The sequence below is a fragment of the Neotamlana laminarinivorans genome (assembly GCF_020523925.1).
GTDB lineage: Bacteria > Bacteroidota > Bacteroidia > Flavobacteriales > Flavobacteriaceae > Neotamlana > Neotamlana laminarinivorans.
Window position 1 is genome coordinate 466,633 of record NZ_JAJAPW010000002.1, and the last position, 22,088, is coordinate 488,720.

24 protein-coding genes are annotated in these 22,088 nt (G+C 31.4%); 19 read left to right on the forward strand and 5 right to left on the reverse strand.

All coding sequences use genetic code 11. The features are described 5' to 3' along the window. Positions 1-2: 2 nt before the first annotated feature. The 17 genes from LG649_RS05825 (at position 3) to LG649_RS05905 (ending at position 14,655) form a co-directional block, all read left to right on the forward strand. Entirely contained in the window at positions 3-410 is a 408-nt protein-coding gene (locus tag LG649_RS05825) for a bactofilin family protein (protein ID WP_226542156.1), read from the forward strand. Next, entirely contained in the window at positions 382-609 is a 228-nt protein-coding gene (locus LG649_RS05830) for an AtpZ/AtpI family protein (RefSeq protein WP_226542158.1), read from the forward strand. Before LG649_RS05825 ends, LG649_RS05830 begins: the two co-directional genes overlap by 29 nt. A gap of 1 nt (position 610) precedes the next feature. Then, entirely contained in the window at positions 611-982 is a 372-nt protein-coding gene (locus LG649_RS05835) for a DUF6168 family protein (RefSeq protein WP_226542160.1), read from the forward strand. 140 nt (positions 983-1,122) lie between these two features. Next, positions 1,123-2,241: a F0F1 ATP synthase subunit A gene (atpB, locus tag LG649_RS05840; protein ID WP_226542162.1), complete on the forward strand. Its 1,119-nt coding sequence runs from the start codon at positions 1,123-1,125 to the stop codon at positions 2,239-2,241. Between the two features lie 39 nt (positions 2,242-2,280). After that, positions 2,281-2,469 (forward strand): ATP synthase F0 subunit C, encoded by a 189-nt coding sequence (gene atpE, locus LG649_RS05845; RefSeq protein WP_054727931.1) that lies wholly within the window; start codon positions 2,281-2,283, stop codon positions 2,467-2,469. Between the two features lie 105 nt (positions 2,470-2,574). Continuing rightward, positions 2,575-3,075 (forward strand): F0F1 ATP synthase subunit B, encoded by a 501-nt coding sequence (locus tag LG649_RS05850; RefSeq protein WP_226542164.1) that lies wholly within the window; start codon positions 2,575-2,577, stop codon positions 3,073-3,075. 6 nt (positions 3,076-3,081) lie between these two features. Beyond that, entirely contained in the window at positions 3,082-3,618 is a 537-nt protein-coding gene (atpH, locus tag LG649_RS05855) for an ATP synthase F1 subunit delta (protein WP_226542165.1), read from the forward strand. A gap of 3 nt (positions 3,619-3,621) precedes the next feature. Then, positions 3,622-5,046: a hypothetical protein gene (locus tag LG649_RS05860; RefSeq protein WP_226542167.1), complete on the forward strand. Its 1,425-nt coding sequence runs from the start codon at positions 3,622-3,624 to the stop codon at positions 5,044-5,046. 11 nt (positions 5,047-5,057) lie between these two features. Continuing rightward, a complete protein-coding gene (atpA, locus tag LG649_RS05865; protein ID WP_226542169.1) occupies positions 5,058-6,638 on the forward strand; it encodes a F0F1 ATP synthase subunit alpha in 1,581 nt (526 codons plus the stop codon). A gap of 91 nt (positions 6,639-6,729) precedes the next feature. Beyond that, positions 6,730-7,590, forward strand: coding sequence for an ATP synthase F1 subunit gamma (gene atpG / locus LG649_RS05870; protein WP_226542171.1), 861 nt, complete (start codon positions 6,730-6,732; stop codon positions 7,588-7,590). A gap of 123 nt (positions 7,591-7,713) precedes the next feature. After that, positions 7,714-8,211 (forward strand): hypothetical protein, encoded by a 498-nt coding sequence (locus tag LG649_RS05875; RefSeq protein WP_226542173.1) that lies wholly within the window; start codon positions 7,714-7,716, stop codon positions 8,209-8,211. A 70-nt stretch (positions 8,212-8,281) separates the two neighbouring features. Beyond that, positions 8,282-9,742, forward strand: coding sequence for an oligosaccharide flippase family protein (locus LG649_RS05880; RefSeq protein ID WP_226542175.1), 1,461 nt, complete (start codon positions 8,282-8,284; stop codon positions 9,740-9,742). 1 nt (position 9,743) lies between these two features. Next, positions 9,744-10,178, forward strand: coding sequence for a dUTP diphosphatase (gene dut / locus LG649_RS05885; RefSeq protein ID WP_226542177.1), 435 nt, complete (start codon positions 9,744-9,746; stop codon positions 10,176-10,178). 69 nt (positions 10,179-10,247) lie between these two features. After that, positions 10,248-11,267, forward strand: a complete 1,020-nt coding sequence (locus LG649_RS05890; RefSeq protein ID WP_226542179.1) for a sugar nucleotidyltransferase — start codon at positions 10,248-10,250, stop codon at positions 11,265-11,267. Positions 11,268-11,315: 48 nt separating this feature from the next. Further along, entirely contained in the window at positions 11,316-12,656 is a 1,341-nt protein-coding gene (locus LG649_RS05895) for a tetratricopeptide repeat protein (protein WP_226542181.1), read from the forward strand. After that, a complete protein-coding gene (locus LG649_RS05900) occupies positions 12,656-13,426 on the forward strand; it encodes a DUF4292 domain-containing protein (protein ID WP_226542183.1) in 771 nt (256 codons plus the stop codon). Before LG649_RS05895 ends, LG649_RS05900 begins: the two co-directional genes overlap by 1 nt. Continuing rightward, complete coding sequence (locus LG649_RS05905) at positions 13,426-14,655, forward strand: murein hydrolase activator EnvC family protein (protein ID WP_226542184.1); 1,230 nt, start codon at positions 13,426-13,428, stop codon at positions 14,653-14,655. The genes LG649_RS05900 and LG649_RS05905 overlap by 1 nt, the downstream gene beginning before the upstream one ends. A gap of 191 nt (positions 14,656-14,846) precedes the next feature. On the opposite strand, the gene LG649_RS05910 is transcribed toward LG649_RS05905, so the two are convergent. Further along, positions 14,847-15,356 carry an acyl-CoA thioesterase gene (locus LG649_RS05910; protein WP_226542186.1) on the reverse strand — a complete coding sequence of 170 codons (510 nt, stop codon included), beginning with the start codon at positions 15,354-15,356 and terminating at the stop codon, positions 14,847-14,849. Between the two features lie 55 nt (positions 15,357-15,411). Continuing rightward, the gene (locus LG649_RS05915) at positions 15,412-16,359 is read right to left on the reverse strand and encodes an HU domain-containing protein (RefSeq protein WP_226542188.1); all 948 of its coding nucleotides are present in this window, start codon (positions 16,357-16,359) and stop codon (positions 15,412-15,414) included. Positions 16,360-16,464: 105 nt separating this feature from the next. Between LG649_RS05915 and dprA the strand changes: the two genes are divergently transcribed. Beyond that, complete coding sequence (gene dprA / locus LG649_RS05920; RefSeq protein WP_226542190.1) at positions 16,465-17,568, forward strand: DNA-processing protein DprA; 1,104 nt, start codon at positions 16,465-16,467, stop codon at positions 17,566-17,568. A 537-nt stretch (positions 17,569-18,105) separates the two neighbouring features. Here the strand turns inward: dprA and trpS are convergent. Next, positions 18,106-19,074 carry a tryptophan--tRNA ligase gene (trpS, locus tag LG649_RS05925; RefSeq protein ID WP_226542192.1) on the reverse strand — a complete coding sequence of 323 codons (969 nt, stop codon included), beginning with the start codon at positions 19,072-19,074 and terminating at the stop codon, positions 18,106-18,108. A 113-nt stretch (positions 19,075-19,187) separates the two neighbouring features. Here trpS and LG649_RS05930 point away from each other — a divergent pair, with 113 nt between their 5' ends. Further along, positions 19,188-19,925, forward strand: a complete 738-nt coding sequence (locus LG649_RS05930; protein ID WP_226542194.1) for a lysophospholipid acyltransferase family protein — start codon at positions 19,188-19,190, stop codon at positions 19,923-19,925. 74 nt (positions 19,926-19,999) lie between these two features. On the opposite strand, the gene LG649_RS16320 is transcribed toward LG649_RS05930, so the two are convergent. Beyond that, positions 20,000-21,538 carry a hypothetical protein gene (locus LG649_RS16320; RefSeq protein ID WP_262904473.1) on the reverse strand — a complete coding sequence of 513 codons (1,539 nt, stop codon included), beginning with the start codon at positions 21,536-21,538 and terminating at the stop codon, positions 20,000-20,002. Then, a complete protein-coding gene (locus LG649_RS05940) occupies positions 21,538-22,080 on the reverse strand; it encodes an RNA polymerase sigma factor (RefSeq protein ID WP_226542196.1) in 543 nt (180 codons plus the stop codon). The genes LG649_RS16320 and LG649_RS05940 overlap by 1 nt, the downstream gene beginning before the upstream one ends. Positions 22,081-22,088 lie beyond the last annotated feature (8 nt).

Consider the following 22,088-nt stretch of genomic DNA (forward strand, 5'->3'; position numbering starts at 1 on the left):
TTATGTTTTCAGAAAATAAAAAAGATAGACAAATGGCAGAAGCAAGCTCAAGCCAAAACATTATAGCAAAAGGAACAAAATTAGTTGGCGATATTACTAGTGAAGGTGATTTTAGAATTGATGGCACTATTGAAGGTAATATAAAAACATTGGGTAAAATAGTTTTAGGAAAAACCGGAACAATTTTAGGAACGCTAAATGGTACAGATGCATATTTTGAAGGTAAATTTTCAGGGAAATTAGAGTTAAAAGGTACACTTACATTAAAATCTACAGCTCAAGTTGATGGCGAAGTTATAGCGGGTAAATTAGCAGTAGAACCAGGAGCTAACTTTAATGTAACTTGTAGTATGCAAGGATCGGCAAAACCAGGAATAAAAAGTGACTCAAAAACCGGAAAAACAGTATAGTAAATACATTAGGTTTACAACCATGGCTATACAAATGGGGGCTACTATATATTTAGGTAGTTTATTAGGCGAATGGCTAGATGTAAAATTCAATAACACCAATCAGCTATATTATAAAATAGTTACATTGTTATCTGTTTTCATAGCTATGTACGCGGTTATTAAGCAGGTTTTAAATATTACTAATAAAAACAATTAATGTGATAAAACGCATACTTATTTACGCGCTAATTTTAATTAGCGTTTTTTTTTCGACTTATTTTTTGCACAATTTTTTAATTTCTGAAACATTATCATTTAAGTTATGGCAGGTTTATTTTTTTCATGTTATTGCTGCTTTTTTAGTATATATATGCGTTGAGGTAGTTGCTGAGAATTTACCAAATCAAGCAGGTTACGCCTATTTAATGTTAATGTTTTTTAAAATAGGCGCATTTGTTTTAATTTTTCAAGAATCGGTATTTGCTAAAGACAGCTTATTACAAGTAGAGTCTGTTGCTTTGGTGGTTCCACTATTTTTGTTTTTAATGCTAGAAGCTATAGCGGTTGCAAAATTGCTTAACAGTAAGTAAGCAAGGCTTTTAAATAAAACAAAACAAGAATTCAATTGTTAAATAAAACTAAATAAAAAAACCGCTTGGGTTTTTAAATTATTGTGTACATTTGCACAAAATTTTACTAAGCCTAAATGTTATTATTTAGAAAAGAAATTATGATAGCAAAACAATCTATCAAGTTTTTAGTCGTATTGTTTACATTAACAACTACATTAACAGCTTTTGCTAATGGAGGCGACCATGAAAACCAACACACTAAAGGAAACCAAGTTGATTCTCCTGATGAAATTAGAGAATATATCTCTCATCACTTAAAAGATTCTCACGATTTTCATTTTTATTCAGATAATGCTACAGGTAGACATTTTAGTTTTCCGTTACCTGTAATTGTTTGGACTAGCGAAGGTTTAAGAACTTTTATGTCCTCAGAGTTTCATCATGATGATGCTGGTCATGTAATTGTTGAAAAAGATGGGGTTAAGTTAACTAAAATTCATAGTAAAATTCACGAATTAGAAGCAGGTGCGCACCAAGTAAAATTTGATGAGTACCACCATGCTGTCAATGCGCATAGGGTTTTAGATTTCTCTATAACTAAAAGTGTATTTGGTATGTTGTTGGCTGGACTTTTAATGCTTTTAGGTTTCGGTGCTTTGGCAAGAAGCTATAAAAAAGGGCATGTGCCAACAGGTATTGGTCGTTTCTTGGAGCCTTTGGTGATTTATGTGCGAGACGAAATTGCAAAGCCAAATATTGGTGAGAAAAAATACAGAAAATTCATGGGCTTTTTGTTAACTGTGTTTTTCTTTATATGGATATTGAATTTATTAGGTTTAACACCGCTTGGGTTTAATGTAACGGGTCAAATAGCAGTAACTGCATGTTTAGCTATTTTTACAATGTTAATTTATATGTTTAGCGGAAGTAAAGATTTTTGGGCGCATACATTATGGATGCCAGGTGTGCCTTACTTATTGCGAATTCCACTTGCAATAATAGAACTAGTAGGTTTTGTGTTAATCAAACCATTTTCTTTATTAGTACGTCTATTTGCAAACATGACGGCCGGACACTTCGTGGTAATGAGTTTAATTGCATTAATGATTACTATGAAAGAAGCCTTTGGTCCGGTAACATCAACAGGGATGTCTTTAGTGTTAGCACTATTTATATCGGTTATCGAAATATTGGTGGCCTTTTTACAAGCGTTTATTTTCACGATGTTATCATCGTTATTTATAGGTATGGCTGTTGAAGAACACGACCATCACTAAACATAAATTTGTTTAATTAATATTTTAAAATCAATTAGTATGTACAATTTAATTGGAGCAGGATTAATCGTAATCGGTGGTGGTATCGGTTTAGGTCAAATTGGAGGTAAGGCAATGGAAAGTATTGCGCGTCAACCTGAAGCAGCTGGTAAAATCCAAACTGCAATGATCATCATTGGAGCCTTATTAGAAGGTTTAGCATTCGGTGCATTAATCTTAGGAAAATAATATTTCCGTATTAAACACAAAAAGCTAGAATACCTGTAACGGTTGGTTGCAGGTTCTAGTTTTAAAAATTAAACAAACAATAAATAACCCATTTATAATTAAGACATGGATCAGTTATTAAACGATTTTTCTCCTGGTTTGTTTTTTATGCAAGCCATAATATTATTAATCTTAATAGTATTGATGCGTAAATTTGCATGGAAACCTATTTTAAACTCATTACAAGATCGTGAAGATGGTATAAAAAATGCATTAGAGTCTGCAGAAAACGCAAAACTAGAAATGCAAAATCTTCGAGCAGATAATGACAGATTATTAAAAGAAGCAAGAGCAGAACGCGAAACTATGCTTAAAGAAGCACGTGAGCTTAAAGATAAGATGATTGAAGATGCTAAAACAGAAGCGCAAGAGCAAGCTGATAAAATGATTGCTCAAGCACAAGCTTCTATAGAGAGTGAAAAGAAAGCAGCTATGGCAGAACTTAAAAACCATGTAGCTGGTATTTCTTTAGAAATCGCAGAAAAAGTAGTACGTACAGAATTATCTAACAAAGACAAGCAATTGCAATTGGTTGAAACAATGTTAGATGAAAAATCATTAAACTAATAAATCATGTCTGGAGCAAGAGCAGCCATACGTTACGCTAAAGCCGTGTTTAGTTTAGCATCAGATCAAAACACAACCGAGGTTGTAAATAATGATATGAAGTTAATTACAAATACTATAGCTGAAAACAAAGACTTAAGTGATATGCTTCAAAGTCCAGTAATTACTTCAACCGTAAAACAGTCGGTATTAAATGAAGTTTTTAAAGGGGCAGACAAATCAACCTTAAGTTTAATAAATATATTAATAAGCAATAACCGTATCGCTATTTTAAATGATGTAGCGGTAAAATTTAATCAACTTTTCGATGCTTCAAAAGGTATTGAGTTGGCAACAGTTACCACAGCTGTACCAATTACTCCTGCTGTTAAAGTTAAAGTTTTGGCTAAAGCTAAAGAACTTACAGGGAAAATAGTTGAAATTAAAAACGTTATTGACGAAACTATTTTAGGAGGTTTCATTTTACGTATCGGCGATATACAGTATAACGCTAGTGTAGCAAATCAACTAAACAAATTAAAGCAAGAATTTACAATAAATTAAATTATGAAGTTAACTAAAACTCATATATCATTTTTATTATTACTTCTTACTTTTCAAGCTTTTGCTCAAAAAGTAAAAATAAAAAAAGACAAAGTGCTTTTTGATAAAGTTGAAGTTGCTAATTGCGAAGATTCAGATTCAGGTTTTGTGTTTTCATCTTTAAACAACGAAAATACAATTACTGCTAAATTTAAAATGCTAAAAATTACTGAAGAACTAACAAAAAAATGGGTTATTGTTAGTGATAAAGATAAAGAGCGTACTTCTGAAATAGAGATGGAATATTTTTCTGTAACAATGAGTAATAAAAAAGCTGTTGCAGAATTGTTAGCAAAAAAATACAATTTAATTACAACTAATGGTGTTGAAAACATAGATGCTTTTTTTGAAGTTGAAAGACCAAATTTAACACAAGAATACAATGAATTAATTAAAGGAGAAGTTGCGATTCAAAAAGAAATTAAAGGTTTAAATATTAATGTTGATTACGATTTAAATCGAATTTTCGAAGGCACAATACCTTATACTTCTAGCTCTGTAGATAATAGAGAAAGAGAAAAAGGCACTTATCCTAACATGTTGGGTACTTATCGTGTAAAAGTAAACCCAGGAATAAATAGTGATGTTTATACTATATATGATCTAGATGGAAATATTACTGCTGTAGCAACTCTAGGATCATTTAAAAAAATAGAAGTAACCATACCGTTTAGAAAAGAAAAGTTTGAGTATACTACAAAAGAATCATTAGGTCAAAATAAATCTAATTATGAGGTTGGTGAGTTTATTAAGGAAGTTGTAGGACAATTATATTTAAATAAGGTTTATTTAGGACATCAAATAAATCAAGAAAAACAAAAAAATAAAATTGTTGAAGAAACAATTAGAAAAGAACAGTTTGAAAAAGATCAAGCAGAATCTATTAATGTTTTTGAACAAGATGGATTTGTTATAGATAAAGAAGGAAATAAAACGGAAGGTAAAATCACAGCTTATTTTGAAAGCATTGCAGGGTCTAATATAGATGATACTCAACTAAAAAAGCTAGTTAAACTTCAAACAACTAATAGTAGTGGTAAAACAGTATATAGAAGTTATAAATCTAGTTCAGAAGCTAAGTTTTGTGTTGCCGAAACCAATAAATGTTACAGAGGAATAAAAAGTTTTGTGGCATATATATATGTTGAAATATTAGACGAATCTTCAGAGATTTCAACATACAAATCAATAGATACTAATAATTTTTACATTAGTACACCAGGAAATAAAAAGCCTTTGGCCATATATAATAATAAGCCAAAAACAATCGAAAAAGTAAAAGAATACTTAAAATGTGAAGCAATCAATGACGAAATGTCAAGATTTGATTTTGAAGATTCTAAAAGCGTATTAGATTTGACTAATACATATAAAAATTCTTGTAAATAAATAACAATAAGATGGCAGAAGTAAAACCAGCTGAAATATCAGCAATCTTAAAACAACAACTATCAGGTTTTGAAGCAGGTGCTTCATTAGATGAGGTAGGAACTGTATTAACTGTAGGTGATGGTATTGTTCGTGCTTACGGATTATCGAATGCACAATATGGTGAGTTAGTAGAATTTGAAGGCGGGCTTGAAGGTATCGTACTTAACCTTGAAGAAGACAATGTTGGTATTGTACTTTTAGGGGCTTCAAAGGCAGTTAAAGAAGGTTCTACAGTAAAAAGAAAAGGTGTAATTGCTTCTATTAATGTTGGTGAAGGTGTTGTTGGCCGTGTGGTTGATACTTTAGGTAATCCAATCGATGGTAAAGGTCCTATTGCTGGCGAAACTTACCAAATGCCATTAGAGCGTAAAGCGCCTGGTGTTATTTATCGTGAGCCTGTAACAGAGCCATTACAAACTGGTATTAAGTCTATCGATGCCATGATTCCTGTAGGTCGTGGACAACGTGAGCTTGTTATTGGTGATCGTCAAACTGGTAAAACTACTGTTTGTATCGATACCATCTTAAATCAAAAAGAATTTTACGATGCTGGTGAGCCAGTATATTGTATATATGTTGCTGTTGGGCAAAAAGCTTCAACAGTAGCAAACATTGCTAAAACTTTAGAAGATAAAGGTGCTTTAGCCTATACTACTATTGTTGCTGCAAACGCATCAGATCCTGCTCCAATGCAAGTTTACGCGCCAATGGCGGGTGCTGCAATTGGTGAGTATTTTAGAGATACTGGTCGTCCTGCTTTAATTATTTACGATGATTTATCGAAGCAAGCAGTAGCGTACCGTGAGGTATCTTTATTATTACGTCGTCCACCAGGACGTGAGGCGTATCCAGGTGACGTTTTTTACTTACACTCGCGTTTATTAGAGCGTTCGGCGAAAGTAATTAACGATGACAATATCGCTAAAGAAATGAACGATTTACCAGAAAGCCTTAAACCAATAGTAAAAGGTGGTGGTTCGTTAACAGCTTTACCAATTATTGAAACACAAGCAGGAGATGTTTCGGCATATATTCCAACAAACGTAATTTCTATTACTGATGGACAAATATTCTTAGAGTCAGATTTATTTAACTCTGGTGTTCGTCCTGCAATTAACGTAGGTATTTCGGTATCTCGTGTTGGTGGTAATGCACAAATAAAATCAATGAAAAAAGTATCTGGTACGTTAAAATTAGACCAAGCACAGTTTCGTGAGTTAGAAGCTTTCGCTAAATTTGGTTCAGATTTAGATGCCGCTACTTTAAATGTAATTGAAAAAGGTAAACGTAACGTTGAAATCTTAAAGCAAGCACAAAACGATCCGTTTACAGTTGAAGATCAAGTTGCAATTATTTATGCAGGATCTAAAAACTTATTAAAAGATGTTCCTGTAAATAAAGTAAAAGAATTTGAAGCAAATTATATTGAGTTCTTAAATGCTAAACACAGAGATGTTTTAGATACGTTAAAATCTGGTAAATTAACAGATGAAGTAACAGATACTTTAGTAGCTGTAGCAAAAGAACTATCGGCTAAATACATAGCTTAAACCATTATAATGTCATCCTGAACTTGTTTCGGGATGTCATAATTTTTTTAAAAAGATTCTGAAATGAACTCAGAATGACAAATAGGAAAAAATGGCAAACTTAAAAGAAATACGTAATAGAATATCATCGGTATCTTCAACCATGCAGATTACCAGTGCCATGAAAATGGTATCGGCTGCTAAGTTAAAGAAAGCCCAAGATGCTATTACTGCAATGCGTCCATATGCAGATAAATTAACTGAATTGTTACAAACGCTAAGTGCGACGTTAAACGACGATTCAGGAAGTATTTATGCGACTCAGCGCGAAGTAAAAAAGGTTTTAATAGTTGCTATTACTTCTAATAGAGGTTTAGCTGGTGCTTTTAACTCAAACATTATAAAAGAAGTTAACAGACTTACCGAAGAAACGTATGTTAATCAAGATGTGTCTTACGTAGCAATAGGTAAAAAAGCCAACGATGCGTTTAAAAAAACAAACAAAGTTATTGCCGACAACAGTACTGTTTTCGACGATTTAACTTTTAATAATGTTGCAGCAATAGCACAAGATTTAATGGATAAATTTGTTGCTGGAGATTTCGATAAAATTGAAATTGTATACAATAAGTTTAAGAATGCAGCTACTCAAATAGTAATGACCGAGCAGTTTTTACCATTGATACCAGTTGAAGGTGAGGGTAATGCGAATGCAGATTATATTTTTGAACCATCGAAAACTGAAATCATAGAAGAGCTAATTCCTAAGTCATTAAAAATTCAGTTGTATAAAGGTATTCGCGATTCATTTGCATCAGAACACGGTGCTCGTATGACGGCAATGCATAAAGCAACAGATAATGCAACAGAACTTAGAGATCAACTTAAATTAACTTATAATAAAGCACGTCAAGCTGCTATTACTAACGAAATTCTTGAAATTGTTGGTGGTGCCGAAGCGCTTAATAACTAATTTTTGTTATACTGAACTAGTTTCAGTGTCTTAAAATATACTAACCTCACTTTTTTAGTGAGGTTTTTTTATGGCATTTATTTTGTGTATACTATCTTTATAAAAACGATTTTATAAATGAAAATGGCTAAGCTTTTCTTTGCAGTAATTACAATAACCCTTGTTACAATGAGTTTTTCACAGTGTGCTAGTTCAGCTAAACTAGAAAACCAACCAGATTTTAATGTAGGTGAAGTTTACTATAAAACTTGGGTAGCAGGAGTAAAAGGTGGTGGTTCTGGTGTAAATTTGTTTGTACCTATTTTATCAAAAACCAATTCAGTGGTTTTTGATAGTTTATACTTTAAAAATAAACAGGTAAAGGTTGAAGAAAGTAAAAATGCGCTCATTATTGGGCGATTTAAGTCTGATGCTAATAATAAAAATGATATTATTATGAGTAATGAACCTTACGCAGAATATGGAAATAAATTACCGGTGAATAAAATTAAAATTCCGTTTGAATTAAAAGATGATGAATGTATTTTAAGTTACACTCAAAACGGAGTTATAAAATATTTTAAAATTGAAGGTATAATAAAAAAAGAATCAAGACCATTCCCTTCCGTTAAAAGACAATAGGCAGGTATTTATATTTTGTATAGCTTTGTTTTTTAATTTTATTTTTAATTATAATAGAAACAGTAAATAGTTGAGCGGATTAAAGACATTATTTAAACAAACATTCATTTATGGTTTAGCTACGGTATTACCTAGAATGTTAAGTTTCTTTTTAGTTCGTTTACATACAGATGAAAGTGTTTTAAAAACGGTAGCAGATTATGGGGATGTCTCCTTAATCTTCTCGTACTTTGTGTTGTTTAATGTTATACTTGCTTATGGCATGGAAACTGCTTTTTTTAGGTTTTATAACAAAGAAGACAATAAAGAAGAAGTAGTTGGTACATCTGCAGTCTCTTTAATTTTATCATCTTTTATATTTTTTGCGCTGGCATTAATTTTTAAAGAGCAAATAGCTGATTTAACAGATTTAAAAGTAGAATATATTAATCTTGTAATTTGGATTTTACTTCTTGATGCACTAGTAATTATCCCTTTCGCATGGTTAAGAGCCAATTCTAGACCTATAAAATATGCACTTATTAAAATTTTAAACGTAATAATTAATCTTGGTCTAAACTTATTTTTATTACTGTGGTTAAAAGATTTAGCCGAAGTTAACATTGTATTTAATAGTATTTATAAATCAAATTTCGAGATCAACTATATTTTTATTGCAAACTTGGTAGCTAGTGCTGTAACCTTATTATTAATGTTGACATTTTATTTTAAAATAAAATATCAATTTAATAAATCGCTTTGGAAACAAATGATGCGCTATGCATATCCAGTTTTAATAGCAGGTGTAGCATTTTCAATAAACGAGACCTTTGACAGGATTTTATTAGATAAACTTCTCCCAGACAAACTTGCAAAAACTGAAATTGGAATGTATTCTGCGTGTTATAAATTAGCTTTATTCATGACGCTTTTTGCTACAGCTTATCGTTTAGGCATAGAGCCTTTCTTTTTCAGTCACGCTAAGGCAAAAAATCCACAAAAAAACTATGCACGTATATTAGAATATTTTGTCATTTTTGGCTCGGTAATTCTAATTGTTGTAGTTGTATTTGCAGATGTTTTAAAGATTATTTTTATTGGAAACAAAGCTTATTGGGAAGCAATGTGGGTAGTTCCAATTGTTTTATTGGCTAATTTTTGTTTAGGTATTTATCATAACCTTTCTGTCTGGTATAAAATTACAGACAAAACAAAGTTTGGAGCTTATATATCCGTTTTCGGTGCGCTATTAACTTTGTTATTAAATTTTTGGCTTATCCCGATTATGAGCTATAAAGGTTCTGCAATAGCGACCTTATCTGCTTATGCTTTTATGATGATTATTTCATATTGCTTAGGAAGAAAGTATTACCCAATTCCGTACAACTTAAAAAAAATAGTTTTGTATTTAACGGGTTCTATACTATTTTCTGGGCTATCGTTTTATCAATTTAGAGGGAATTATTATATAGGAATTTCAATGTTAATTGTATTTTTGGGAATCGTTTATTTCTTTGAAAAAAACACCATAAAACAACTATTAAAAAAATAACATGCAAATAAAAATAGTAAACAAATCCAATCACGAATTGCCCCATTACGAAACGTTAGCATCGGCAGGAATGGATTTACGAGCAAATTTATCCGAATCACGTATTTTAAAGCCTTTAGAGCGTACAATTGTCGGCACAGGTCTATTTATAGAGCTTCCTGTTGGTTACGAGGCTCAAGTACGTCCTAGAAGTGGTTTAGCGGCTAAAAAAGGAATTACTGTATTAAATGCACCTGGAACCATAGATGCCGATTATAGAGGTGAAATAGGCGTTATTTTAGTAAATTTATCTAAAGAAGATTTCGAAATTAACAATGGCGAACGTATCGCGCAGTTAGTAATAGCTAAACATGAGCGTGCTATTTGGGAAGTAGTTGAAGAACTATCAGAAACCGACAGAGGAGAAGGCGGTTTTGGAAGCACTGGAGTAAAATAAATCCAAACAAGAAACCTACTAAGAAAAAAGTTTAATTAAAAATATAGTCGCTTTTAGCGTTCAAGATATATGAAAATTATAGTCCCAATGGCAGGTCGAGGTTCTCGATTACGTCCACACAGTTTAACCGTACCAAAACCATTAATCCCTGTTGCAGGAAAACCAATAGTGCACCGCTTAGTAAGCGATATAGCAAAAGTATTAAAACAGCCTATAGAAGAAGTGGCCTTTGTTTTAGGCGATGCAGCTTGGTTTGGCGACGATGTTGTGCAAAGTTTAACAGAGTTAGCTAACAGTTTAGGTGCAAAAGCATCTATTTATAGGCAAGATAAGCCACTTGGTACAGGTCATGCTATAATGTGTGCAAAACCATCACTTTCTGGCTCTGCAGTAATCGCTTACGCGGATACTTTAATTCGTGCAGAATTTGATTTAGACCCAGAAGCTGACAGCGTAATCTGGACTAAAGAAGTTGAAAACCCAGAAGCATATGGTGTTGTTAAGCTTAATAAAAGTGAAGAAATTGTTGAATTGGTAGAAAAACCTAAGGAATTTGTTAGTAACCAAGCAGTAATAGGCATTTATTATTTTAAAGATGTTGAAATTTTAAAAAATAAATTACAAGAAGTTTTAGATGAAAACGTTATGAATGGAGGCGAATACCAAATTAACGATGGTATAAAACGTATGATGGCAGACGGGAAAGTGTTTAAAACAGGAACGGTAGATGAGTGGATGGACTGTGGAAATAAAGAAATAACGGTACAAACCAACGGTAAAATGCTAGGTTTTTTAAAAAAGGATGGTGAAGAAACACTTATTGATGCTTCCGTAAATCTTGAAAATTCTAAAGTTATAGAACCTTGTTTTTTGGGTAAAAATGTAGTTTTAAAAAATACAACCATAGGTCCGAATGTGTCAATTGGCGAAGGTTCTGTTATCGAAAATTCAACTATAAAAAACAGTTTAATTCAAACAAACACCGTTATTAAAAATGCAAATTTAGATAACGCCATGATTGGTAATCATGTAAAATACAACGGGAATTTTACCAACATAAGTATTGGAGATTATTCGGTGTTAGAATAAATAAAGATTTTTATGAAGTATTAACAGCTTTGTAAGAACCAAAAATCTATGAAACAAAACATCTATAAATTAATTATCATTTTCGGAATTATTTTAATTCCTAGGCTAGTAATTGCACAAAATGATGATTTAGGAGATAGTAAAGATACTTTTCAAGAACTTTTTTACGAAGCTTTAAAACAAAAAGGAATTGAGAATTACGACCGTTCTGCTGAAGCACTTTTAAAATGTATAGAGCTCGATAAATCTGTTCCAGTTTTGTATTTCGAACTAGGTAAAAATTATATTCAGCTAAAAAACTTTGGAGCCGCAGAAGATGCATTAAAAGAAGCCGTTAACAAAGACCCAAATAACGAATGGTTTTTAGATGAGTTGTATGGATATTATGTGTCTCAAAAAGATCATAAAAATGCTATAAAAACAGTAAAACAACTAGTAAAGTTTCATCCAGATTACGAGGAAGACTTAGCATCACTTTACGTGAAAACAGAAAAATACGATGATGCCTTAGAGGTTTTAGATGAAATAGACGAAAAACACGGTGTTTCCATTTCACGAGATATAATGCGAAATCGCATTTATGAAGTTACTGGGAGAAAAAAAGATCAAATAAAAAATCTTGAAGATCGGGTAGAAAGTAACCCAGAAAAAGAGTCGAATTATTTAGCACTCATTTTCCGCTACAGCGAAAATAACGAAAAAGAAAAAGCTTTTGAAACCGCTAAAGAGCTTTTAAAAATGAATCCAGAATCGCAACTCGCACATTTGGCACTTTATAAATTTTACCTAGATGATAATGAGGCTGAAAAAGCCATTGAATCTATGAAAATTGTGGTAAAAAGTAGTGAGATTAAACCTGAAGCAAAATTAAAAGTTTTAACCGATTTTGTTCAATTTGTTAGCGAAAACCCAAAATACGAAGCCGATTTGGTTGAAGCTACTACTTTAGTAAGTAGTACAAACAACAGCAAGACTTTAATGGAGTTAGGGCAATATCATTTATCTAAAAACGATAAAGCAAAAGCCCTAGAGTATTTTGAAACCGCTTTGCAACTTGAGCCTAGTAATTTTAATGCATTGCGAACGGTTATGCTTCTGTACATAGATTTAAAACAATATAAACAAGCTCAAGAAAAAAGTAGTGCAGCTCTAGAGGAATATCCAGCTCAACCATTGTTTTATCTTATTAACGGTGTTGCCTTTAACGAGTTAAACACACCGAAAAAAGCTTTAGAATCTTTAGAAATGGGAGTAGATTTTATTATCGACGATACTAAAATGGAAAGCGATTTTTATAAACAAATAAGCAAAGCATATACGTTGCTAAACAATACAGAAAAAGCAAAGACATTTAGTGACAAGGTAAAAAACATACAATCTTCTAATTAATGAAAACATATTTAAAATATATACTAATTTGTAGTTTTACAATAATTTTATTTAGTTGTAAATCTGCTAAAACCTTGGCTAATGGCGAAGCTAATTATAAATTAAGCACAAAACAATTATTTAAAGAAAATGCCAAACAGGAGCCCGAGTATAAAACACTACAGTCTAAGCTAAAATTAACACTTAACCAAAACGGAAAAACACAATCGTATACAGTAACTTACCGAAGTAAAAAAGATGAAATTATCTGGATTAACGCACCTTTTTCTGTAATACGAGCAAAAATTACACCGGATAAAGTAAGTTTTTATAATAAATTAGATAACACGTATTTTGATGGAGACTATAAATATTTAAGTGAATTATTGGGTACCGAGCTTGACTTTAATAAAGTACAGAATTTACTCATTGGAGAAACTATTTTTAAGTTAAATACAAACACTTACGAGTCTGAAGTGGCTAACGAAACTTATGTTGTACAACCCAAACAGCAGCGAGAATTATTTGAACTTTTCTTTTTAATAAATCCGAGTAATTTAAAGGTGGAATCGCAACAAATTACCCAACCTAAAGAACGTAGACATTTACAAATAGATTACACCACATACCAAACAGTAAACAACCAGAATTTACCTGAAAAAATAAAAGTAGTTGCTGTTGAAGAAACTGAAGAGTTAATAGTAAATTTGGAGTTTAAAAACATGGTTTTAAACGAAGATTTAAGATTTCCGTTTAAAATACCCTCTGGATTTAAAGCTATAGAACTTTAATGCATTTTACTGTAAAAGCACATAAATATATTTTATTAATTGCTATTGTTTTAGCAAGTACTATTTCGTTTTCTCAAAATAATAAACAAAAAGAACTTGAAACCCGTAGGCAAGAATTAAGAAACGAAATAGAGCAGCTTAATAAATTACGTGCCGATAATAAAAACAAACAAAAATCGCAGTTAAGTTTAGTAGAAGGTGTAAACCACAAAATTAGTGTGCTTTCAAATTTAATTAAAGTTACAAACCAACAGGCTAATTTATTAACCCGTGAAATAAATAGTAACCAAAAAAAAATAACCGATTTGCGCAAGGAATTAACCGATTTAAAGGATGATTACGCAGCAATGGTGGTAAAGGCTTATAAAAGTAAAAACAAACAAAGTAAAATCATGTTTTTACTCTCTTCAAACAATTTTAAACAAGCTTACAAACGCTTACAATATATTCAGCAATATGCCGATCATCAAAAAAAGCAAGGAGAAAACATTAAAGCTAAAACTTTAGAATTACAAGCAACCAACAAAAAATTACTAGATCAACAAAAAGAAAAAAATAGCTTAATTACAGAAAATAGGCAGGTTCAAAAAACGTTACAAGAAGATAGAAAAGAGCATGAGGCTTTAATGAAATCTATACAAAAGAATTTGTCTGCCTATACCGCACAAATACGCCAAAAAGAACGGGAGGTAAATAGAATTGACGCAGAGATTAAAAATATAATACGTGCTGCTATAGCAAAATCGAATACAAAGGCAGGTAAAAAATCAACATCTACAGGTTTTGCTTTAACACCAGAGGAAAAGGTTTTAGCGTCTAACTTTACATCAAATAAAGGCAAACTTCCTTGGCCTGTAGATAATGGTTATGTTAGTTTGGGTTATGGATCTCAGCGTCATCCAATTAATAAATCGTTAACCATACAAAGTAACGGTGTACGTATTACAACAGAACGAGGAGCCAAAGTTAGGGCAGTTTTTAATGGTAAGGTAATGAGTGTTAGAAGAATTAAAAACGCTAATCCGTTAGTAATGATTCAGCATGGTAATTATATTACTGTTTATAAAAACCTTTCAAAAGTTTATGTTAAGGAAGGCGACATTGTAAAAACTAAACAGTTTATTGGCGAAGTTGCTGTTGATGTGTATTCGGGAGAAACTATTTTAAGTTTTATTATATCTAAAGGTGTAAATACTCAAAACCCTGCGAGCTGGATTTATAAAATGTAGCTTGTGTGTGTTTAATGCTGCTAATTGCGTTAGGGATTGCAGTGGAAATCCTTTTTAAAATAACTACTTTGTATAAGTATAATTCTATAAGTTTTTTACAAACTATAGTTGGCTATTAAACTAAAATTTGGTTTTAAAAAGATTGTAGTGTAAAGCCCGACCACGCCTAAGCGGGGTAACGCCCAAGAAAATCAATCAAAAAGAGCTTTTAATTCTGTGGCTTCGTTAGGTGTTATTTTACCAGCTAAAAGTAAACTGAGTTGTTTGCGTCTCAGTGCAGCGCTATAACGTTCTTTTTCTAAGTCTGTTTCTGGAATTAGTTCTGGAACTTCTACAGGTTTTCCGCTTTCGTCTACAGCAACAAAGGTGTAAATGGCGTTGTTTACTTTGGTTTTCTCTCCAGATACGCGATCTTCTATCCAAACATCAATACAAACCTCCATAGAGGTTTTAAATGCTCTAGAAACCTTGGCTTCTACGGTTACAACACTACCTAAAGGAACTACTTTTGAAAAAGCTACGTGGTTTACAGATGCCGTTACGGTTATTTGGCGGCTGTGTCTTCCAGCTGCAATACTTGCAGCACGATCCATTCTGGCTAGTAATTCGCCTCCAAAAAGGTTATTTAATGCATTGGTTTCACCTGGTAAAACAACGTCTGTTAAAACGGTTTTAGATGCTTCTGGTGTTTTTGCCTCCATAGTTAGTGTTAATAATTTGGCAAAGGTAAGATTTTTATTGGTTTTAATTTTGAGCTTATTTTAGCTCTTTTACTAAAATCCAGGCTTCCTTATTGTGGTTTTCTCTTATGCTTTTTACAGCAGTTAAAGCCTCTTTTCCAGTTTTATAAGTGCCATAAACCACTTGGTGTAAGCCGTATTCGTTTAAACCAATAGTTTTAGCATTAGTGTAACCTAAAGCTTTTAACTCTTTTACCTTAGTAATTCCATTAGCTTCTACTCTAAATGCACCGGCAACAATGTGAAAATTACCTGTTTCGTTTTCGGTTTTGTCTACATTTAAAGTTATTGCTGGTAAAGAATTTAAGTTAAATGTGGCTTGTTGTATTTTGGTGTCTAACTGTTTGGTAGCTTCTTCTTGCGCAATTTGGTTATGAGCTTCTACTTTTGCAGAATAATGGTTTGATGCTATGTAACTACCAAATGTTAATGCAATTAATGCAATAGATGCGTATTTTAAAAATGGTAATGCTTTACGTTTTTCGTTTGTTACTGCAATAGGAATTACTTTTTCTATTTCTTCAACCTCTTCTTTGTAAATTTCGCGATCTATTTTAGATGAAACAAATTGCGATAAACCAAAGGATTCTGTTAAGTAATTTATTTTATATGAGGGCTCGAATTGTAATTTTCCTTCGCTATTTAAAGTAATATCTCCTATATTGTTAAAATTTATAGTGTCGCCTTGCTTTAAAAAGGCTTTAAAAATTTTAACACGTTGTGCAATTATTTTATTTGCAGTTTCAAATGGTATTTCTTCTGCCGTGGCAATATAATTTGCTAATAAACCATCATTATTTTGTATTTGCTCATTAAAAGACATTATTTTTTTAGGAGCAAAAAAGGTGTTAGATGAATCATCAATGCTTGCCGATGCATTTTGGGTTAAAAATGAGCCAAAATCTGGAACAGTTACGCACTCGTATCGGTATAATAAATCGCTTATGTAGGTTTCTAATTGCATAAATACAAAGTTATAATTTTTTGGTTTTCATTAAAATTTTAAAGGACTATTTTTCATGGCACATAAAAATTACTTTATTTTAGTTTAAATATCAAGTATTTATAAATGAATGAACAGGATTTAATTTACACTTTAGCCTTGCAACATGTACCAAATATAGGTGATATAATAGCTAAACGATTAATAAACCATTGTGGTTCTGCCGAAGCGGTACTAAAAGAAAACCCTTTAAATTTATTAAAAATTGATGGTATTGGTAATGTTACTATTAAACATTTACAGGAACCTGTCCATTTAATTGAAGCCGAAAAAGAACTTCTTTTTATTAAAGATAACAATATTAAGCCACTTTATTTTGAAGCTGACAATTACCCAAACAAATTAAAACATTGTATTGATGGTCCTATTTTATTATTTCAATCTGGAAATGTAAATTTAGATAATAGGCCTTTAATTAGTATTGTTGGCACAAGAAAAATAACAACAAACGGAATTGCTTTTTGCGAAAATTTAGTTGAAACTTTAGCAGTGTACAATCCTGTAATTATTTCTGGGTTTGCTTATGGCACAGACATTACAGCACATAAAGCTGCTATTAAAAATAATTTACAAACTATAGGATGTTTGGCACATGGTTTAAATACCATTTACCCGAAAGTTCATAAAAAACACATAGCTGATGTAGAAAATAATGGTGGATTTTTAACCGATTTTTGGAGCTCAGCCAAGTTTGATAGAAATAACTTTTTAAAACGAAACAGAGTAATTGCTGGGTTAAGCGAGGCAACAATAATTATAGAGTCTGCCGAAAAAGGAGGGAGCTTAGTTACTGCCGATATTGCTAACTCGTATAATCGTGATGTGTTTGCAGTTCCAGGTAGAACTACAGATAGCCAAAGTGTGGGATGTAATAACTTAATAAAACAGCAAAAGGCACATTTATTAAGTACGCCTTTAGATGTGCCTTATATTTTAAATTGGCAATTAGAAGAAAAAGAAAAACCCAGTATACAAAAACAACTATTTGTAGAACTTGAAGCCGATGAAGAAACCATTTTTAATTATTTACAAGAAAACAATAAGGAACAACTCGATAATATTGCTATAAATTGCAATTTACCAGTGTTTAAGGTAAGCAGTTTGTTATTAAATATGGAATTGAAAGGAGTTGTACGCCCCTTACCTGGAAAATTGTTTGAGATTGTTTAAACTTTGTAAAGAAAAATGAATTTCTTTAATTTATTTTAGGTTTTCTTTTCGTAATAAAAAAATAAGCAATAATTATATACTCTAATATAGGAATTAATGTGATAACTATATTAAGTTGATAGTGGCCATCAACATTATCATAATAAAAATCATAAGCAGAAGAGTAGTTTTCATAAAGATAGCTAACACCAAAATAACTGAACAAAAATTGAAGCATTATAATTACAAGAAAAGTTGTAACAGAACTAATAAGTAATTTTTTTGAAACCTTATTTTTAAAGTCATAAAAGTAATTAAATAAATAACTAAAAAGTATAAAAAACAAAACAAACCCAACTAGCTCTGATGACCATAAAATTGTTTTGGCATCAATTTTTATTACAATTAAAAAATGTTGAAAAACAAATTTTAAAAAACTACAAAATTCGAAGAGAGAATAAATTAAAAAAAGGCCAGTACCTATAGTGTTTAAAAGATAGAAATTATCTTTTGAAGCATTTATTTCTTTTTCAAATTCCTCTAGCAATTTTTCTGTTTTTAATATCCAACCTTCTCACGAACACGAGCAATAACAGTATTTGCAACTTTAGAAGCTTTTTCGGCACCAATATTTAAAGCTTTATCTAACTCATCAAGATTAGTCATGTAGTAATGGTATTTTTCACGTTGAGTTGCAAATTTTTCAATAATAAGTTCAAATAAAGCTTGTTTTGCATGACCGTAACCATAATTACCGTTCTCATAATTAGCTTTCATGCTTGCAATTTGGCTTTCGTTAGCTAATAACTTATAAATAGCAAAACAATTACAAGTACTCCAGTCTTTAGGTTCTTCAAGAGGTGTACTATCGGTTTGAATACCCATTATTTGTTTGCGTAACTTTTTATCGTTTAAAAAAATGTTAATGGTGTTATTTCTGCTTTTGCTCATTTTTTCACCATCGGTGCCAGGAATTAGCATAATGTTTTCTTGTATTTTACTTTGAGGTAAAACAAAAGTTTCTCCCATTTTATTATGAAAACGTGAAGCCACATCACGCGTCATTTCAATATGTTGTAATTGGTCTTTACCAACAGGAATTATTTCTGCATCATAAGCTAAAATATCGGCAGCCATAAGCATTGGGTAGGTAAATAATCCTGTATTTACATCTTCTAATCTATCGGCTTTATCTTTAAAACCATGTGCAAGGGTTAAACGTTGGTACGGAAAAAAACAACTTAAATACCACGATAGCTCGGTAACTTGAGGGACATCACTTTGTTTGTAAAATACTGTTTTTTCAATGTCTAGACCAAAAGCAAGCCATGTTGCAGCAACAGAGTAGGTATTGTTGCGAAGTGTTTCGGCATCTTTAATTTGAGTTAAGGTATGCAAATTAGCAATAAATAAAAATGAATCGTTTTCTGGCTGTTCTGCCATTTTTATTGCTGGTAAAATTGCGCCTAAAATATTTCCTAAATGCGGTGTTCCAGTACTTTGTATTCCGGTTAAAATTCTTGCCATAATTTTATTTCCACGAAAGTGAAAATTATATTAAAGTTAATCTTTAAATTTCTTTTAGCAAAGGTAAATGTTTTAATAGAATTGCTCAATACAATTGTGTATTTTTGAAAACAATGAAAGTTATTAAATACATTTTTTGGACTTTATATCGTATTTGGTTTTATGTTTTAGTAGCATTACCAATACTGCTTCTATTTCCGTTTTTATTAATTTCAATTTCTAAAGAATCTTGGTATCCTTATTTTTTTAAACTTGCCAGATGTTGGGCAAAGTTTATTTTAATTGGTATGGGTTTTACCTACAGTATAAAACGAGAGCAAAAACCAATAAAAGGTAAAAGTTATATGTTTATAGCTAACCATACTTCCATGACCGATATAATGCTTATGCTTGTTTCGGTTAAAAACCCTTTTGTTTTTGTTGGAAAGGCAGAATTAGCTAAAATTCCATTATTTGGGTTTTTTTACAAGCGTACTTGTATATTAGTTGATAGAAGTTCAGAAAAAAGCAGAAAAGCAGTATTTTTAAGGGCACAGCGTCGTTTAAAATCAGGTTTAAGTATTTGTATTTTTCCTGAAGGAGGCGTGCCAGAAGAGGATGTATTTTTAGATGCTTTTAAAGATGGTGCGTTTAGGTTAGCAATAAACCACCAAATACCTATTGTGCCGCTTACATTTGCGGATAATAAAAAACGATTTTCGTTTACTTTTTTTAGTGGTAGCCCTGGTAAAATGCGAGCTTACATTCATAAATTTATTAAAACAGAAGGCTTAACAATACAAGATACCAAAACACTTAATATAAAAGCGAGAACAGTTATTTTAAATAAATTGAAAGCTTATAATAAATAAAAAAACTGCTCGGAGAAACGAGCAGTTTTTGTTGATATATAGCAAAATGCATATATCTAGATCTAACCAAAAACCTAAAATTTAATAGCGAATCCGGTATAAACACCAATAAAAAATGGTGTAAAATTACCAGAAGTATTTTTAAATGTATTAATTTGATATTTAAACATGGGTTCTAAATTAAAATTAATAGAGTTTGTCATTTTATAATTTAAGCCAAGTCCTAAATTGGCACTATAACTAAAGTCGTTAACGTTGTTAGCTTCACCTAAAAGTGTTTGGTCTCCGTTTTCTGCTTCAGAAAAAATTTCATTATTATTTAAAAAAAATGAACTAAATCCACCAATTAGATTGATGCCAAATTTTCTATTTAGTAAGGCGTATTGAAGTTCTAAAGGCACTTCAATAAAACCTAACGATTGGTTTATAGATGCATTTGAAGTTTCAAAAGAATTTGGAATTAAGGCAGCTGCTTTTGCACTTTCTACAGTAACACTGGAAGTAGAAATAGCATCGCTGGAAAAATCTGAATTAGAATTGTTAGTTATGGCACTAACATTTTCTAAAGAGCCATTGTTAACCGAGCTTACAGATTGAAAAACAACAACATCATTGGTGTTGTAGCCTAAGTTAACACGATTTACACCAGAACGTATTGTAAGTTTTTTGTTTAGCGCATAACTTGCCGAAACACCATAACTCATGTTAATGTTTCCAGTTTTAGAATTACCATTAAATTGAGGATCTATAGAAGAGCCACTTCCCATAGTGTTAAAATAAACAGGTGCCGCATTTGGTGTAACACTCCACCTGTTTTGGGAGTTTTCTTCTTCTTCATTTAAATCTATATTATTTTCAAGAGCTTCTTCAATGGTTAAACCATTTTTTTCTTGGTTTTCCGTTGCTTCAATATTATTAGTTTTTGCAATAGTTTGGTTGCTTTTATTAGAAGCTTCAAGTGTGGTTTTTGCTTTTTCTTTGTCTAAAAATAACGGATTAACGCCCTTTTCTTCAGCAATATTATTATTATTTTTTAAAACTGAATTTAATTTGCTTTTATTTACATAACTACCCCCGTTTTTATTGTTCGTACTTTTTGTAGTGTAAGATAAACCGTTTGCTGTTTTATTTTTATTTGAAACTAAATTTTGAGTTGAGGTGATGTGGCTTTTTGTTGTAACAGATGAGTTTGAAGCATTTTTAGCAGCATTAGTAATTACCGTTTTTTTTGAAGCTGTAGTTTCAGGTTTAGTTTTTGCAGTATTTTCAACTTCAATATTGGCGTTGCTATTTGCAATAATTGTGCTTACATTATTTTCGATTTTGTTTTTGTTGTTTTTAGAAGAATTTGTGTTTTCGTTATTTGTGTCTGTATTTACAACTTTGTTGTTGCTGGGTTTTTCGCTACCAAAATAATTAAAGCCTAAGGTTAAAAGTAAAGCAAGTATAGCTGCTACACCTGCGTAGCGCCACCAAATAGGAATTACACGACGTTTTTTATTATCTTGGTTTAATTGAGCTTCAATGTTTTTCCAAACGGCATCTTTAGGTGTAGCTTCAAAATCTTTAAAGCCTTCCTGAAATAATCGGTCTATATGTTTTTTATCACTCATTATAATGATTGAGACTGTTGTCCCATTTTAAAATCTTCAATAGTATTTTTCAAAATTTGTCTGGCGCGCGCTAAATTAGATTTTGAAGTACCTATGTTTATGTTTAATAATTTTGCAATTTCTTTATGCGAATACCCGTCTAATACGTAAAGGTTAAATACCAGTCGGTATCTGTCGGGTAATTCTTGTATTATTTTTAATAGATAATCGAGAGAAACACTATCTTCATCAATTTCTATAGTTTCATCTTCTATATTGTTTTCGTTAATTATATCAAAAACTTTTTCATTGCGGTAGCGTTGTAAAGCGGTGTTAATGGTTATTCGTTTTAACCACCCCTCAAAAGAGCCTTTGTTTTTATACTGATCTATTTTTTTAAATATAGTTAAAAATGCGTCTTGCAAATTATCTTCTGCTTCGGCATAATTACGAGAATACTTTAAGCACAATGCAAACAACTTGCTGGAAAACAGCTTGTAAATTTCGCTTTGTGCTTTAGTATTATTGTTTTTGCAATTTTGTATGAGTTGGTTTAAACTCAAATTAAAAC

Excerpts from the sequence above, each read along its gene's own strand:
- LG649_RS05900 (WP_226542183.1), top strand. The coding sequence starts at position 12,656 with ATGAAAACATATTTAAAATATATACTAATTTGTAGTTTTACAATAATT.
- atpH (WP_226542165.1), top strand. The coding sequence starts at position 3,082 with ATGTCTGGAGCAAGAGCAGCCATACGTTACGCTAAAGCCGTGTTTAGT.
- LG649_RS05910 (WP_226542186.1), bottom strand. The coding sequence starts at position 15,356 with ATGGAGGCAAAAACACCAGAAGCATCTAAAACCGTTTTAACAGACGTT.
- atpE (WP_054727931.1), top strand. The coding sequence starts at position 2,281 with ATGTACAATTTAATTGGAGCAGGATTAATCGTAATCGGTGGTGGTATC.
- LG649_RS05860 (WP_226542167.1), top strand. The coding sequence starts at position 3,622 with ATGAAGTTAACTAAAACTCATATATCATTTTTATTATTACTTCTTACT.
- LG649_RS05850 (WP_226542164.1), top strand. The coding sequence starts at position 2,575 with ATGGATCAGTTATTAAACGATTTTTCTCCTGGTTTGTTTTTTATGCAA.
- atpB (WP_226542162.1), top strand. The coding sequence starts at position 1,123 with ATGATAGCAAAACAATCTATCAAGTTTTTAGTCGTATTGTTTACATTA.
- LG649_RS16320 (WP_262904473.1), bottom strand. The coding sequence starts at position 21,538 with ATGAGTGATAAAAAACATATAGACCGATTATTTCAGGAAGGCTTTAAA.
- dut (WP_226542177.1), top strand. The coding sequence starts at position 9,744 with ATGCAAATAAAAATAGTAAACAAATCCAATCACGAATTGCCCCATTAC.
- atpA (WP_226542169.1), top strand. The coding sequence starts at position 5,058 with ATGGCAGAAGTAAAACCAGCTGAAATATCAGCAATCTTAAAACAACAA.
- LG649_RS05890 (WP_226542179.1), top strand. The coding sequence starts at position 10,248 with ATGAAAATTATAGTCCCAATGGCAGGTCGAGGTTCTCGATTACGTCCA.
- LG649_RS05915 (WP_226542188.1), bottom strand. The coding sequence starts at position 16,359 with ATGCAATTAGAAACCTACATAAGCGATTTATTATACCGATACGAGTGC.
- LG649_RS05905 (WP_226542184.1), top strand. The coding sequence starts at position 13,426 with ATGCATTTTACTGTAAAAGCACATAAATATATTTTATTAATTGCTATT.
- LG649_RS05895 (WP_226542181.1), top strand. The coding sequence starts at position 11,316 with ATGAAACAAAACATCTATAAATTAATTATCATTTTCGGAATTATTTTA.
- LG649_RS05825 (WP_226542156.1), top strand. The coding sequence starts at position 3 with ATGTTTTCAGAAAATAAAAAAGATAGACAAATGGCAGAAGCAAGCTCA.
- trpS (WP_226542192.1), bottom strand. The coding sequence starts at position 19,074 with ATGGCAAGAATTTTAACCGGAATACAAAGTACTGGAACACCGCATTTA.
- dprA (WP_226542190.1), top strand. The coding sequence starts at position 16,465 with ATGAATGAACAGGATTTAATTTACACTTTAGCCTTGCAACATGTACCA.
- LG649_RS05875 (WP_226542173.1), top strand. The coding sequence starts at position 7,714 with ATGGCTAAGCTTTTCTTTGCAGTAATTACAATAACCCTTGTTACAATG.
- LG649_RS05930 (WP_226542194.1), top strand. The coding sequence starts at position 19,188 with ATGAAAGTTATTAAATACATTTTTTGGACTTTATATCGTATTTGGTTT.
- atpG (WP_226542171.1), top strand. The coding sequence starts at position 6,730 with ATGGCAAACTTAAAAGAAATACGTAATAGAATATCATCGGTATCTTCA.